The 14,173-nt window shown below is 41.1% G+C and carries 12 protein-coding genes, 1 CRISPR repeat array and 2 riboswitches; of the genes, 4 read left to right on the top strand and 8 right to left on the bottom strand.

Going from position 1 to position 14,173, the window contains the following annotated elements; translation table 11 throughout:
* The first annotated feature begins 249 nt into the window (after positions 1 to 249).
* Positions 250 to 930: direct repeats of the CRISPR family, unit length 37 nt; unit sequence ATTTCAATCCCTAATAGGGATTTAGATAAATTGCAAT.
* 306 nt (positions 931 to 1,236) lie between these two features.
* Positions 1,237 to 2,067: a dienelactone hydrolase family protein gene (locus RMY32_RS10205; RefSeq protein WP_322688031.1), complete on the top strand. Its 831-nt coding sequence runs from the start codon at positions 1,237 to 1,239 to the stop codon at positions 2,065 to 2,067.
* A 94-nt stretch (positions 2,068 to 2,161) separates the two neighbouring features.
* On the opposite strand, the gene RMY32_RS10210 is transcribed toward RMY32_RS10205, so the two are convergent.
* The 4 genes from RMY32_RS10210 to RMY32_RS10225 form a co-directional block, all read right to left on the bottom strand.
* On the bottom strand, positions 2,162 to 3,037 hold the full coding sequence (locus RMY32_RS10210) for an alpha/beta hydrolase family esterase (protein ID WP_322715034.1): 876 nt from the start codon (positions 3,035 to 3,037) through the stop codon (positions 2,162 to 2,164).
* Positions 3,038 to 3,216: 179 nt separating this feature from the next.
* Positions 3,217 to 3,459, bottom strand: a complete 243-nt coding sequence (locus RMY32_RS10215) for a hypothetical protein (protein WP_322715035.1) — start codon at positions 3,457 to 3,459, stop codon at positions 3,217 to 3,219.
* Positions 3,460 to 3,737: 278 nt separating this feature from the next.
* On the bottom strand, positions 3,738 to 4,010 hold the full coding sequence (locus RMY32_RS10220; RefSeq protein ID WP_322672721.1) for a hypothetical protein: 273 nt from the start codon (positions 4,008 to 4,010) through the stop codon (positions 3,738 to 3,740).
* A 290-nt stretch (positions 4,011 to 4,300) separates the two neighbouring features.
* On the bottom strand, positions 4,301 to 7,420 hold the full coding sequence (locus tag RMY32_RS10225) for an MFS transporter (protein ID WP_322715036.1): 3,120 nt from the start codon (positions 7,418 to 7,420) through the stop codon (positions 4,301 to 4,303).
* A 724-nt stretch (positions 7,421 to 8,144) separates the two neighbouring features.
* Between RMY32_RS10225 and RMY32_RS10230 the strand changes: the two genes are divergently transcribed.
* From RMY32_RS10230 to RMY32_RS10240, 3 genes are read left to right on the top strand one after another with little or no spacing between them, the layout of a single operon-like run.
* Positions 8,145 to 8,348, top strand: coding sequence for a high light inducible protein (locus RMY32_RS10230; RefSeq protein ID WP_322715037.1), 204 nt, complete (start codon positions 8,145 to 8,147; stop codon positions 8,346 to 8,348).
* A 41-nt stretch (positions 8,349 to 8,389) separates the two neighbouring features.
* On the top strand, positions 8,390 to 8,602 hold the full coding sequence (locus tag RMY32_RS10235) for a high light inducible protein (RefSeq protein WP_322715038.1): 213 nt from the start codon (positions 8,390 to 8,392) through the stop codon (positions 8,600 to 8,602).
* Positions 8,603 to 8,646: 44 nt separating this feature from the next.
* The gene (locus tag RMY32_RS10240; RefSeq protein ID WP_322672725.1) at positions 8,647 to 8,859 is read left to right on the top strand and encodes a high light inducible protein; all 213 of its coding nucleotides are present in this window, start codon (positions 8,647 to 8,649) and stop codon (positions 8,857 to 8,859) included.
* A gap of 335 nt (positions 8,860 to 9,194) precedes the next feature.
* Here RMY32_RS10240 and RMY32_RS10245 read toward each other — a convergent pair whose 3' ends face one another.
* From RMY32_RS10245 to ntrB, 4 genes are all read right to left on the bottom strand, one after another.
* A complete protein-coding gene (locus tag RMY32_RS10245) occupies positions 9,195 to 9,815 on the bottom strand; it encodes a universal stress protein (protein WP_322715061.1) in 621 nt (206 codons plus the stop codon).
* 195 nt (positions 9,816 to 10,010) lie between these two features.
* A riboswitch (cyclic di-AMP (ydaO/yuaA leader) is annotated at positions 10,011 to 10,234 on the bottom strand.
* A gap of 16 nt (positions 10,235 to 10,250) precedes the next feature.
* Positions 10,251 to 11,087, bottom strand: a complete 837-nt coding sequence (locus tag RMY32_RS10250; RefSeq protein WP_322715062.1) for a nitrate ABC transporter ATP-binding protein — start codon at positions 11,085 to 11,087, stop codon at positions 10,251 to 10,253.
* Between the two features lie 54 nt (positions 11,088 to 11,141).
* Positions 11,142 to 12,584 (bottom strand): ABC transporter substrate-binding protein, encoded by a 1,443-nt coding sequence (locus RMY32_RS10255; RefSeq protein ID WP_322715039.1) that lies wholly within the window; start codon positions 12,582 to 12,584, stop codon positions 11,142 to 11,144.
* An 84-nt stretch (positions 12,585 to 12,668) separates the two neighbouring features.
* Entirely contained in the window at positions 12,669 to 13,520 is an 852-nt protein-coding gene (gene ntrB / locus RMY32_RS10260; protein WP_322715040.1) for a nitrate ABC transporter permease, read from the bottom strand.
* 98 nt (positions 13,521 to 13,618) lie between these two features.
* A riboswitch (cyclic di-AMP (ydaO/yuaA leader) is annotated at positions 13,619 to 13,855 on the bottom strand.
* Positions 13,856 to 14,173 lie beyond the last annotated feature (318 nt).

Genomic DNA, 14,173 nt, shown 5'->3' on the forward strand with positions numbered 1-14,173 from the left:
CTAGCATTGCTTGTCGTCTCATTTGCTTGTTTCAATCCCTAATACCAATTTAATGTGAAGTTGCACATATCTAGATCCCCCTAAATCCCCCGATAAATTGGGGGACTTTGATATGTTTTTCTGGTTCCCCCCTTTATAAGGGGGGCTAGGGGGGATCGAATTCTATGCAGCTTTATAAAAAATTGGTATAATAGGGATTTAGATAAATTGCAATTTTGAAAAACACGATAAGCTCGGCGGTGGGCGCTGGTTTCAATCCCTAATAGGGATTTAGATAAATTGCAATTCACAGTTGCAGGAGAGAAAGTAGAAGTGTTTATGCGTTTCAATCCCTAATAGGGATTTAGATAAATTGCAATTTGGTAAATCCTCCTCTCGAATCTTTGTCCAGCTATTTCAATCCCTAATAGGGATTTAGATAAATTGCAATAATATTCTTCCGCTGGGAGCGCAAGCAAAGGAGCTATTTCAATCCCTAATAGGGATTTAGATAAATTGCAATGCATATTAATTAATTTTTGAAGACTGAGAATTTACATTTCAATCCCTAATAGGGATTTAGATAAATTGCAATAAATAATCTGATTCTTGTTGACAACAGTTACGGGCTATTTCAATCCCTAATAGGGATTTAGATAAATTGCAATCTGAAGGATTATGCGAAACTTGCGATGAACTATTTCAATCCCTAATAGGGATTTAGATAAATTGCAATTTATCCCCAAGATTATATCTAATATGAGTATCATAATTTCAATCCCTAATAGGGATTTAGATAAATTGCAATGCAAGAACCTTCCCGTTACACTAAGATTATTTTATTTCAATCCCTAATAGGGATTTAGATAAATTGCAATAGTCTAAAACTACCTCCTTGTAAAGGATAGATGCAAATTTCAATCCCTAATAGGGATTTAGATAAATTGCAATAGCGGAAGCCTGAAAGCCAAGCTATATTTAGTTTTCAAGGTGCGGTTGCGCGATTATAGAGCAATCATAGCATTAGAGAATTTCTTTGGGAAGAGTGCCGGGAAAGATTGAAGGCTGAAACTCAATTATTGTAAGCATTTCAGAGATTGCGCGGATGACTTTGGACAATTAGTAGGGTGAAACGCTTGCTGGTGTTGAGATAGAAGCACTTTTTTTCGGGTATGAAATTTGTACACCTACCCTTGCGCGCATTTGACCATACAGTAACCTAAATATAAGGGAACTTAGTAATTCAACGTAGAGATGATGAAAGAAATAACGCGCCGCAAATTTATTGCAACAGCGACAGTGGCGACAGGTTTTGCCCTTGCAGTACAACCCATTTCTGCCGGAGTCATCACTACTGATGCCAAGGGGTTAGTAGCTGGTGCAGTGAAAATTCCTGTTAAAGATGGCGAAATTCCTGCCTATAGAGCAGCACCAGCTACCGGTGATAATTTCCCAATTGTTCTGGTAATCCAGGAAATTTTTGGCGTACACGAGCATATCCAGGATATCACTCGTCGCTTTGCTCGGTTGGGATATTTAGCGATCGCACCCGAATTATTTGTGCGTCAAGGCGATGTCTCGAAGTTAAGCAACATAGACGAAATTCGTCCAATTGTCGCCAAAGTACCAGATGCCCAAGTATTATCCGATCTTGATGCTACAGTAAACTGGGCAAAGAAATCAGCTAAGGGTAATGGCGCGAAGTTGGCAATTACAGGCTTCTGTTGGGGCGGTCGTATTACCTGGTTATATGCAGCACATAATCCCCAGGTGAAGGCAGGTGTAGCTTGGTATGGGCGACTTGTGGGCGATGCTACCGAACTTCAGCCCCAGTATCCCGTGGATATTGCATCAAAACTCACAGTCCCCGTTCTCGGACTCTATGGTGGCAAGGATACAGGTATTCCTGTTGATACAGTAGAGCAGATGCGCGATCGCTTAAAGTCCAGCAGTAGCAAATCTGAAATTATCGTCTATCCCAATGCACCCCACGCATTTTTTGCCGATTATCGCCCCTCCTACCGCGAACAAGAAGCTCAAGATGGTTGGAAACGCCTGTTGGCATGGTTTAAGCAAAATGGTGTTTAAAAAATTATAGCAACAGTCAAAGTGGTTAGGACATCAACAGACGATAAAACTTAGACACAAAAAGGCTTTTCACCCAGTCCCTTGCTATAGCTACTTATGAACTGTGACGCTGAAAAAAGTTCCAAATTGTTTCACTGGCGTTCAGCCCCAACTTCGCATTGAATTTGTTTAGGTTCTCGTCAGTTGAAGAACCACCAGGCCAGAAATGTCCACCGTTGACTACCGCTAGCTGCCAGACTTCGGAATTGCCACTGCAACCTGTGTAGATAGCGGTTTTTACTTTATCTTCAGAAAAATTCAAAGATGCATTTGATAAGGTACATCGATCGTGCGATCGCCAAAACTGTACCATATCTGAGATCGAAACCAGCGCTCCTCGTTGAGTGCGATCGTCACCTTCATAAAGTACGTCGCGATCGTTTGTACCGTTGATTGTTAACATCGATATGGGAGTTTGAGGCTGGCAACTAGGTTTGAGTCTAACTGGGAGCGAACCAGCTACTGATGCAAAGCCAGCAATTTTATCAGGTAGCTTACAAGCTAGTGCTTGGGTAAGTATGCCACCTCTAGAAAAACCAGTGGCATAAACTTTATGACTATCAATATTAAGTTGCTGCTGAAGATGATTAATCAAAGCACTGACAAATAAGACATCATCTACCTTTCCTTGAGCGTTACCTCTAAGACTCCATTTTTGGTCAATTCCATCTGGATAAACAACAATAAATCCTTTTTGCTCTGCTAATTTATTGAAGCGAGTCACGTTACTGATAGACCGACCATTACTATCATCTCCATGAAACACTAAAACTAAGGGTATCGGGCGGTGTCGGTTATAAGATTTGGGAGTGTAAAAATAGTAAGTCCGTAACTTTCCTTGATCGTATAATTCTCCATAATTATTACCAATCAAGATTTTTTCTTTAGTTATATTTTTTTCGTCAGCCTGAATGGAATCGCAGCCTGTCACGAAACTAATTCCTAGTATAAATATTACAAGCTTTTTTAAAAACTGAGAATTTTTAGATATATTCATGTTGATTAAATTGACTTATGTTAACTACTTGTATTTAATTATAAGTCTTCTTCAGCAACAAAGTTTTAACTAATAGAGGCTAACAACTTTAGTTGTTAGCCTCTATTTAGATATTAAACTCTGACATTTACATAACGAGCAGGAACTCTAACTTTAACCCACCTGTTACCGCGTCGTACTGTTTCCCAATGTGCAGGAATTAACTTCCGTTGATATCGGGTAACAACAGGTCTACGCACAATAGCAGCTCTATGAACATTGGGTCTGACAATGATTTCTGCTGCTGATGCTTGTGACGGTAAGGAGGAAATTGCAAATGGGAGAGCAAGTAATGTACCTAATAAAATACGTTTCATATCCAAATCTCCATCAATTAATTTGCTTGAGTTTTATACAGCATTTATCAATAATTCGCGAACAGATATTCTTACTCATTAGCTTTACAGTAAGCTTTGTTTGTTACACGAATTAATTGATTTGCTGTATTGCTCTCAGTTTAAAATGCTGAATAAGAAAACACAGTGTAGTAAAGTCATAATGTCAGTATGACTTTATTCACATTTTAAACTTTGGACAAAAAAAAAGGAGTTTAGAACTCTCCTTTGAGTATTATTTATTACTTAATAAAGTATACTTACTGAATTCTGTATGCAATCATTCCAATCAATACGGCAAGACCTAGCGCTCTGCGAAAATAATTAACGCCTTGAAATAGCTCCATCCACGCCCAAGTAAACAATGCGCCATTTGCCACAAAGTCTAATACTGTATTGATTTTACCACTTGTAAAAACTAGAGTGAGTAAACTAGCTACTATCCAAAGAATAAGTGGTGGGTTTGGCATTTGAGCCACAACAATTTTGCCACTGCTGTCACGGAAGGTTTTATCAACTAACGTGTTTTCCATTGTTTGAAATTACTATTTAGGTAAAATTATTAACTTGCAAAAATTACAGAGTAATTTATTGATAATAAGCTGAGATTTAATTGCAAGTTATTTAAAAAAATTAAAACATTAAACCAATTCTATTTTCACCCATCTAATTGCTGAGATTAGAGCAGTAAAGGATATTCATAAATGACTATATTGAAAGACATAATTACACAAATGCCAATGCGTATTTCTTTATTCTCGACGTACTTAAAATAGAAAAGCCTCCCAGAATGGGAGGCTGAAAAGTTAGCGGAGACAACTTGTTAAACTACAGCGATCGCTCCTCCTAATGCAGAGAAAATGGCGGAGACGAATGCTGTGGCAAACAGCCACCACGCTGCTGTAGCTGCGGCTTTGCGGGTTTCTTCTGCTTGCCGCTGTGCTTGAAGCTTTACCTGTTCTAGACGGCGTTGGGCTTCCTGCTGTATGCGTTCTGCACGTTGTAATACTGTGTTGCGTGCCCGTTCAATTTGGTCGATGATTCGGTTGGCATCTTCTTCGGAGATGTCCTCACGAGAACTCATGATTGCCACTAGGGTATCACGGTCAAAGGAGGACAAGCGATCGCGCAGGGCATCGAAACCCGCCTGGGGATCGTCAAAAACTGTGCGAATATCGCGTTTAATACTATCATAGTTAAGTTCTGGGCGATCCAGGGAGTTGAGATAGTTGCGAATGCGGGCAAAAACCCCATCAATAGCATCTTGAATACCCCGTTGGATGCTCCGCACTTGTTCGACAAATTGATCCCTTACGGACACTATATTATCGGCAATCCGTGCTGCTTCTTCATCAGAAATATCTTCCCGAATTTTCAGCAGGGCAATGATGGTATCACGGTCAAACTGGGAAAGGCGATCGCCAAAACTTTCTACGCCCACTCGCGGGTCGTGCAACAATAATTGCAAGTCGCGTTTGATACCTTCTGGGTTGAGTTCTTCTTTACCCGTTTGACGCAGATACTCTTCCAAATAACCTTTGAATGATTCTACTCTTTGTTGTGTACGGCTAGCTAGGCGACGAGGCGCACGTACAAAGTTACGAATCGAAGTTTGGGTGGAATCAATGATTTCATTGACTTGTTCTTCACTCAAATCTTGGCGTTGACTGAGCAATTTCACCAGTGTATCGCGATCTACCCGCGACAACCGACGGCGCAATGCGACGGCTCCCTCTTTGGGATTTTCAAACAATTTGTTCAAATCTCGCTGAATACCTTCAGGATTGAGTTCTTGTTTGCCAGTATTTCGGAGATAATCTGCGATCGTTGTCGTCACAGAGTCGTATTGCTCTTTAGCTTTATCGACTACAATTTGAGGTGTGTGGCGAATATTATACCATGACTCCTCAGTAGCATTGATGATTTGATTAACTTGATCTTCACTCAAATCTTCTCGCTGACTCAACAACTGTACTAAGGTATCGCGGTCAAAGCGAGACAAGCGCGCCCGAATTGAGCTAACTCCAGCTTGCGGATCTTCTAGTAGCTTTTTGAAGTCGGCGCGGATGCCATCAGGATTCAGTTCTGATTTGCCGGTGTTACGCAGATATGATTCTACATTCAGCCACAGGGTTTCTGCTTGATATTGTGCCTGTTCTGCTAGTCCTTTGGATTCTACCAAGACGCGATCGCGTTGTTTTTCCAACTCATCGACAATGCTATCTACTTCATATAACTGGACATCATTACGTTGTAACAATATCTGCCGAATTTCTTGGCGGTCAAGGTGCGCTAGCCGCAATGTCAGGGTTTCATAATCTGCCTCTGAGTCTTCCAACAGTGGTTTAAAATTCTGCTCAATGCCTTCGGGTGTCAAATCTGCCTTGGGAGTAACGAGCAGATAACTTTCTACTGCGCGTTGCAAGTCTTGGACTATATCTCTTTCTTCAATAGCTCTGACTGTTACTAGCACTTCTTGGCGGACTGTTTCTAGCTGATTGACAATGCGCTGAATTTGGGCTTGGGTAAGCAATCCCCGTTGTTGCAGAATATTGGCAAAATCATTACGGGATAGTCGTTCTAGTTCCCGGCGGACGATTCCAGGGTCGGCTGCTGGGTCGTAGATGACATCATGAAATTCCTGGGCAATTCTTTCTGGACTCAGTTGCCAAGCATAAGTATTGTACAGGTAGTTTTCGATATCAGCCCGAATTGGGCTATAGGGTTGTGATGGTGTTGGCAAGCCTAACTTATCTGCTTGTTCGGTGACTTTATCTTTAGCGCTAGTGAGGCTACCTAAGATTTTTTCCACATCCAAATCAGGCAAATCTGCCCGTCCCAGCACAGTGGCGGTTAAGGCGGACAGTGCTTGCTGGATTGTACTTTGCACTGGGCCAGAGGCTGCCTTTTGGTTTTGGTCAGTTTCTTTGGAACCACCCTGTTCTGCTAATAACCGATCCAGTTTGGCGTTGAGTTCATCTGTTTTGGTTTGTCCTGGTGGGAGTGATTTCAAATAATCCATTAACTCACCCAGCCGATCTGCGGTGGGTGCTTGCTGACTTACCACTTGCTGCCAAACTTTATATAAGGTATCAGAAATCCGGCTAACGTCTTTTTTGGAAAGATCGGTGCGGCTGCTGACTAACTCGATAAACTTTTGGCGGTCGATGTTGCGGATATCTGGAGTCCCAGCGATCGCTTTGAATTGCGGATCGTTGAGTAAATTTTCAAAATCACTCCGAATCTTTGACACATCGAGTTCTGGAGGACGTATCTTATCTAAGTACTCTTCAATGTTTTCCCGGATACTTACGGGGTCGATGGCGCTTCCTAGTTCTCGACGGACAGCGGCGGCGGCGGCTTCAGCTGTGGCTACCACTTGGTTATTTACAGCTTTGGCACCTAGTGCCGCGGTAGCAGTCCCCATAATCGCTTGAAACCCAGATGTTGCCGTATTCACAACTGAGCCAATTAAGGAGCCTACGGTGGTGGAACTTACCCAAACTAAGAGCAAAAAGTAAGCACCCCAAATCACTAAGCCGAGAGTCGCTCCCAATCCTCGGTCTGAGATCACAAGGCTCAATTTTACTGCTAGGTAAGAAGCGATTAATAAAGCGACAGTCACAGTGACTAATGTCCAAATTCCCACTGCTGTGCCGATTTTGCGAATACTGCCGCCCAAACTTCCGACTTCTCCATTATCTGAATCAGAGTCAGATGAGTGCCCCAGGTAGGAAATACCGGCTGCAAGGGAGAGATTAGTTAGAACTAATTGGAAAGCAAAGGCAAGAATCACGCCGGAGATTAAAGCCACAAAAAAGCGTGGCCCCGAAAAGAGAACCGATGCTTGTTCTGGTGTGACGTTTGAGCGTTCTACTGGAACCTGTGCTAACCACAATAGTGGTTTATGGAGTCCCACCATGATTTCCGTACTTTGGAACATTGGATTTCCTTCTACCTACTAAGTTTAAATTTGGGGGAATTAAGAATTTTTTGAGAAGCAACTCTTAGTATTTATTATGTTTGTACTTATGGCAATACCTAACTCTTTAGATCACAATCGTAGAATTTACGTCTTTAAAGCATCTCTCCAAAGGCTGAAACCCTCATACAGCGGAAGATATAACTTTTATTATCTCTTGGTAAAGAACATAATTCAATGGCAAGCAATCTTACTTATTTACTGCTAATTTTAATTTTAATTGTTTAATTTATAGTGAGTAACGCTATTTTAAAAATAGTTTGCTTTCAAATAGTTTAGATTTATTTCAACATCTGTTTTTATCACCCTCTCTAGGTGGATTTATTTATAATAATCCGTTTGAGCATCGGTCAGAAGAAGTGCTTGTCTTTTGTGCCTATAGACAGAAAGCATTCTAGTTATTAATAGCTACATTAAAGTTAACAAACGAATTGTTAAGGGCAAGGAAATGGCAACTCTTTTTTATAGAGATTTGCTAATAATGTCAACAGAATATAATAGTTGCGATCGCAATGATTTTCTGTTTGATTAGACTCCTCAAGCCTAAATTTTAAACAGTCGTTTTGCAATGATTGGCTTTCTTGCCTATTTAATTTGGGATTTAGTTGGCTATAGAGTTTTGTACTTGATTGGTTACGAGAGCGTTTAAAGAATAAAAACCAACTTGATTAGGAAGGAAAAAACAATGGAAACTCGTCCATCTACTGATTTACCAGTTGTAGCACCTGAATACAACGGTATAGACCGGAATGCATTTTTGTTTGGTTGGACTCCTCAAGCCGAAATTTGGAATGGTCGCTTGGCGGCTATTGGCTTTGTTGCTTATTTGCTTTGGGATTTAGCTGGTTATAGCGTCTTGCGTGACGTTTTACATTTGATTGGCTACTAGAAACTAAACACCTAAAAACCTATTAGATTTTGGAGAAAAAAATGGCAACTCAAGAAACTCGTCCTTCTACTGATTTACCAGCTGTTGCACCGGAATACAACGGTATAGATCGCAATGCATTTTTGTTTGGCTGGACTCCTCAAGCGGAAATTTGGAATGGTCGCTTTGCAGCAATTGGTTTCCTTGCTTATTTACTTTGGGATTTAGCTGGCTACAGCGTTGTTCGTGACGTTTTACGCATAGTTGGCTACTAGAAACATTTAACACTTGAAAAATCACCAGTATATTGGAGAAAAAAATGGCAACTCAAGAAACTCGTCCTTCTACTGATTTACCAGCTGTTGCACCGGAATACAACGGCATAGACCGCAATGCATTTTTGTTTGGCTGGACTCCTCAAGCGGAAATTTGGAATGGTCGCTTGGCGGCTATTGGTTTCCTTGCTTATTTGCTTTGGGATTTAGCTGGTTATAGTGTCCTGCGCGACGTTTTACATCTGATTGGCTACTAGTCGTCTGCTACAAGCATTATGACAGGTTAAGATATGTTTGTAGTAAGCACTTAAGTGCTTATAGCGCTTCTCATTCAGAGACGGTACAATATTGCACCAATTTGGCAAATTTACCAAGATTGTTAATTTGTAGGTTGGGTTGAGTAACAAAACCCAACCTATACATTTTGATTTTTTAGCCTTAGCAGTATTGCATTGGCTTCTACAAATGCTTGCCAGTTTTCCACATACGACCTTTCAAAGTTTATTTATTGAGTAGCAAAAAAGTCACTTACAAGTAGGTGACTTTTCTCAGATCAAAATTTGACAAAAATTACTGAAATTTTAAAGAGTGATTATTCATCAATACTACTGGGAATACCCAAAACAGCACAGGGAAATTTAGAACCTAGTGCTTCAATCATTGGATGATTGACAGAGTTGCAACCTAGAAACAGAATATCAGCCGCTTCTGATTCAACAACTTTGCGAAGTTCTGTAGAAATGCAGCCAAATCGCAAATGAGATTTGAAAGAACCCTGCCATTCTTCAGCCAAACTTCGGGCTTGCCAGAGAATTATATCTGCTTGTTGTAGAGGAGCGATCGCTGTCTGTAATTTTGGTTGAGTTAATACCTGTGTGACAGACTTTGATACTTCACTAACTTCACATTCTAATGAAGATTGTTGTTGGGGAAAACTCAAGATATTTGAATACTGATTGCTTTGATTATCTTCTACTACATAAACGGCTTGAACTGTAACTTCTGTATTGGTGGCCAAACGCGTTTGATGAGCAATCCAAAAGGCAATATCTAATGCCGTATGACTGTTGGGAGATGCATCATAAGCAACAATTAGATTAACTGCTTTCGCCTTTTGAGGTTTTTTAGAAAAAGGTTTGTTTGGTTGTGGCAACAGTACCATTTGTTCAATTAAGTCATCTCGGCCTGTGGCACTTTGCAGACGTGCTAACATTGGCTTAATTTGCACAGCTTTACTTCTCCTAATGAAATGAATTAGCAATGAGAAGCAGGGCGACTAATTTTATATTTTGAATTTCGGCTAGGCTCAGTCGAAGGATTTTAGATTGAGTGACGATAACCAAAATTTCAAATCTTAAATTAGTCAAGGAAACCCCAACAATAACTGTATTACAGCCAAGGTCTTGGGGGTTCCTTCCATTGCCTACGGAGTTAGCTGACGGGCTAAGACTGGAAGGTGTCTCTCTCTTAGGAGTGCTGAGTCCTGAGTGGTGAGTGATGAGTGCTGAGTTAATATTAATAATTATTAACTTCTGACTCTTAACTCCTCATTTTCTATGAGATACGCCCCACAATATGGTTCCTCCGTTTCAAATCCAGCTTTCATGAATTTGAATTAGGCTACCCACTAAAAAAATGATAATCTAATTTACTCGTCTTGGGCAAAATATCGATCGAGGAAATTTAAGGCGTGGTTGCGGAGTTCAAAATACTCTTTTGAGTTTCGCATGGCGGCGCGATCGCGCGGATGCTCAAAAGGAACTTCTAAAATCTCTCCGATATTAGCAGCTGGGCCATTGGTCATCAAAACGATGCGATCGGACATATAAATTGCTTCGTCTACATCGTGGGTAATCATCATCACTGCTTGACGATTATTTTCCCAAATATCCAATACCTGCCGCTGCAATTTGCCACGAGTTAGTGCATCTAATGCCCCAAAAGGTTCATCCATTAGCAACATTTTGGGGCGAATTGCTAAGGCTCTGGCAATACCTACTCTTTGTTTCATACCTCCAGAAATTTCATCAGGATATTTGTCAGCCGCCGCCGTCAAGTTTACCATTGCCAAGTGCTGATTTACAATGCTAATTTTCTCGGCACGATTAGCATTTTTTAACACTTCATCTACGGCTAAACGGATATTTTCTCGCACTGTTAACCAGGGTAACAGCGAATAGTTCTGAAATACCATCATCCTTTCGGCTCCCGGCTGACGAATTTCTTTTCCATCTAGCCTGACTGAGCCGTAAGTGGCTTTTTCTAAACCAGCTACTATCTTTAGTAGAGTTGATTTTCCACAACCTGAGTGACCAATTACAGAAATATATTCATCTTCATCAATCGTCAGATTAACTCCATCTAAAACGACAAAATTATCTTTATCAGGTGTCGGATAAGACTTGACTAAATTTTCAATTTCTAAAAATCCCCGCCGGGGAATAACTTCAGTCTGAGTATTAACAGGTAATGAGGTATATTCCATCATCAAAATGCTCCGGAAATAATTTAGTCATCAATCAAAATTTCAAATTTGAATTTAAGACATGAAAAAGCGAGTCGGAGCATTAGCCCTGATGGCAAAACTATTCAGATAACCCACAGGATCGCTGGGGTCGAAGCCTTTCTTATCTATAAATACTTCTGGTGGTTCGACCTTGTAATCATCCTTGGGACACTTAATGCCCATTTCAGACGCTATCTCCCGATATAAATCTGTTCTCCAGCCAAGTTCTGCTAGTTTATCGGCATTTTTAGGGAATTGCTTAATTTGTCCCCACCGCGCTGCTTGTGTCATCAACCAAATACTTCTCGATCTCCATAAAAATGTGGAATGTTCTCCTGGCTGTTTGGGAAGGTTGTCAGGAATATCGAAGAAAATCGTGGTGTCGGCGGCTTTGATGGTACGGTCTTTGCCGTCAAAGCCGCCATAGTTGTAGTTGCCGATAATACCCGGACTTGTATATTTCGCAATTGGGGCATTTTTCTTTTTGGGTCTAGCACCTGTAAAGGAACGTTCTGTAAGTAGTTCGGCAACTTCTTGGCGGTTTTCTACTTTGCTGCAATATTGGCAAGCTTCAATCATCGCTTTGACGAGGGAACGATAGGTTTTAGGATATTTGTCAATGAAAGATTCCATCACCCCTAATAAACGATCTGGGTGTCCCAACCAGACTTCTTTACCTTGTGCGAAGGTAAAGCCGATGTTTTCGTTACCTGTTATTGCTCGTGTATTCCAGGGTTCTGCAACCATGTAAGCTTGCATTGCCCCAATCCGCACGTTTGTTACCATTTGGGGAGGCGGAACGATGATGATCCGAAACTCTTTAAGCGGATCGACACCAGCGGCGGCGGATAGGTAACGGATAAAGTATTCGTAAATGGCGGAACTCAAAACAACCGCCCAAACTTTGCCTTCTGGTGGTTGCTTGTCAAAGTAGCCTCGGAAATCGCGCCCAAAGGCTTCTAGCGCGCCATCACCATATTGTTCTTGGTACTCGTACCACGGACGCAGCCCAAAATCCCACATGGCTTTGTCCATTGTCATGGCGTTACCGTGGCGATGAATAGTCATGGCTGCACACAAGGGGGCGTGGCGTGCGCCTTCGGCACCAATTCTGGCGTTAGTGACGGCACCGGATACTACAGGTGAAGCATCCAGACGACCAAAAATTACACCGTCGCGGGAAGTAGCCCAACTGGCTTCGCGGTTGAGTGTAACGTTCAAACCATACTTACGAAAGAAGCCTTTTTTCCAGGCGATCGCAAATGGCGCACAATCATTAACGGGAACGTAACCAATGGTCAAATCGGATTTTTCTAGGTCTTGCGATCTAACTACTGGTTGTACAGCTAAGGCTTCTTCAGTTAGTCCTTTGGCGGATCTATCTCCTGAAATCGCACAAGAGGACAACGCTATTCCGGTTGTGGTTGCTCCTATTCCTTTGATAAAGTCTCGTCGAGTCCAGTTATTATCACCCATTTTTGTAGCTCCATTGGTGATTAATTGCTCGCGCCAAAGCGCACAGTTAATCAGTATCTTGATGTCTTGGCAGAAAAAGTTTAATTAGTTAGAAGCTGTAGGGCGGCGAGTTACTAATTCTTGGATTTTGCCTACACCGTAATCAAGAATCAATCCAGTTAAGCCAATTATGAACACAGCTAAAAAGACTGAACTTAAATTTAAGCGACTCCATTCATCCCAAACAAAAAAGCCGATACCAATACCGCCTGTGAGCATTTCCACGGCAACGATAACCAGCCAAGCTATCCCTAAACTAATTCGTAAGCCCGTAAAAATATACGGTAAACTTGCAGGCAAAATTATTTTTGTAATCCGTCGCCAACGCGGCATTTCTAAAACTCGTGCCACATCTAAATAATCTTGGGGAACGCTAGAAACTCCTAAGGCGGTATTAATAATTGTCGGCCATAAGGAAGTTATGAATATGACAAAAATGGCGGAAGGATCTGCTAAGTTGAAAATTGCTAAGGCGATGGGTAGCCAAGCTAGGGGCGATACTGGTTTAAAAATTTGCACGATCGGATTAAACGCTAGCATTGCCCGTCTGGACATACCAATTAGAAATCCCAGAGGAATCGCTACTACCGCACCTAAAAAAAAGCCCAATAAGACCCGACGCAGACTTGCTATCAACAACCAACCTATTCCTAAGTTACCTGGGCCTCGCTCGTAGAAAGGATTTAAGATATAGTCTAGATTCGCGATTAGCGCTTCTGGTGGGGTGGGCATCAATTCATGATTGGCAAGTGCAATAATCCACCACAGTAGAATTATTCCCAAAAAGCCCAATACAGGTAGAATAAAGACATCTTTGAGGATGACAGGTTTTGCCTTTTTCCAGGTTGCTTGTCCTGCGATCGCGGCGATCGCAGCCAAATTTAGTTGAAATATCATTTACGACCTCAACAGATTTAAGTGCAGGTACAAAAAATCCGAGCAGTACCAGCCTTGGACACTGATGAGATCGGAACATCATAAATAATGCCGTCTCTTCAGTCTCCTCTCAATGCCTACGAAGTTAGCTGACGGGCTAGGGCTGAGAGATGCCCTTCACAAGAAAGTTATGAGTTATGAGTTATAAGTTATGAGTTACAAATTTAAGTATTTACTAAACTAACTTCTAACTTCTTACTTCCAACTCCTCACTTTCTATGAGATACGCCCCACAATTTGGTTCCTCCGTTCCAGCGTTATGCACTGTGACACGCTGAATTAGGCTGACTTACTCTAATGGATACTAAATTATGCACAATATAACATCGATCCTCAGTAAAAGCCATCTATCTTATGAGAAATATTGTTTATTTTAATACTTAAACAAAGTATTAATATTTATTTAATAGTATTAAATAATACTTATTTGTCTAGTTGTGTTGTGAGTGAATTCCTTGCACAGAGAGCTAAACAATATATTCAAGTCCAGTATCAAGAATATTACGTGCTTGATGAATATTTTTTAATAGAAAACGGAATATACCGATAAAATTTTATATACGGCTACTTAATTAGCAAATAAAATAACGTATATAATCTCTTCCTTTTGGTAG

The organism is Nostoc sp. ChiSLP03a (assembly GCF_034531215.2).
GTDB lineage: Bacteria > Cyanobacteriota > Cyanobacteriia > Cyanobacteriales > Nostocaceae > Nostoc.

What these genes read in the sequence shown, in the direction of transcription:
- RMY32_RS10205 (WP_322688031.1), top strand. Translation starts at nt 1,237, where the DNA reads ATGAAAGAAATAACGCGCCGCAAATTTATTGCAACAGCGACAGTGGCG.
- RMY32_RS10240 (WP_322672725.1), top strand. Translation starts at nt 8,647, where the DNA reads ATGGCAACTCAAGAAACTCGTCCTTCTACTGATTTACCAGCTGTTGCA.
- RMY32_RS10255 (WP_322715039.1), bottom strand. Translation starts at nt 12,584, where the DNA reads ATGGGTGATAATAACTGGACTCGACGAGACTTTATCAAAGGAATAGGA.
- RMY32_RS10235 (WP_322715038.1), top strand. Translation starts at nt 8,390, where the DNA reads ATGGCAACTCAAGAAACTCGTCCTTCTACTGATTTACCAGCTGTTGCA.
- RMY32_RS10225 (WP_322715036.1), bottom strand. Translation starts at nt 7,420, where the DNA reads ATGTTCCAAAGTACGGAAATCATGGTGGGACTCCATAAACCACTATTG.
- RMY32_RS10250 (WP_322715062.1), bottom strand. Translation starts at nt 11,087, where the DNA reads ATGGAATATACCTCATTACCTGTTAATACTCAGACTGAAGTTATTCCC.
- RMY32_RS10245 (WP_322715061.1), bottom strand. Translation starts at nt 9,815, where the DNA reads ATGTTAGCACGTCTGCAAAGTGCCACAGGCCGAGATGACTTAATTGAA.
- RMY32_RS10230 (WP_322715037.1), top strand. Translation starts at nt 8,145, where the DNA reads ATGGAAACTCGTCCATCTACTGATTTACCAGTTGTAGCACCTGAATAC.
- RMY32_RS10220 (WP_322672721.1), bottom strand. Translation starts at nt 4,010, where the DNA reads ATGGAAAACACGTTAGTTGATAAAACCTTCCGTGACAGCAGTGGCAAA.
- ntrB (WP_322715040.1), bottom strand. Translation starts at nt 13,520, where the DNA reads ATGATATTTCAACTAAATTTGGCTGCGATCGCCGCGATCGCAGGACAA.
- RMY32_RS10215 (WP_322715035.1), bottom strand. Translation starts at nt 3,459, where the DNA reads ATGAAACGTATTTTATTAGGTACATTACTTGCTCTCCCATTTGCAATT.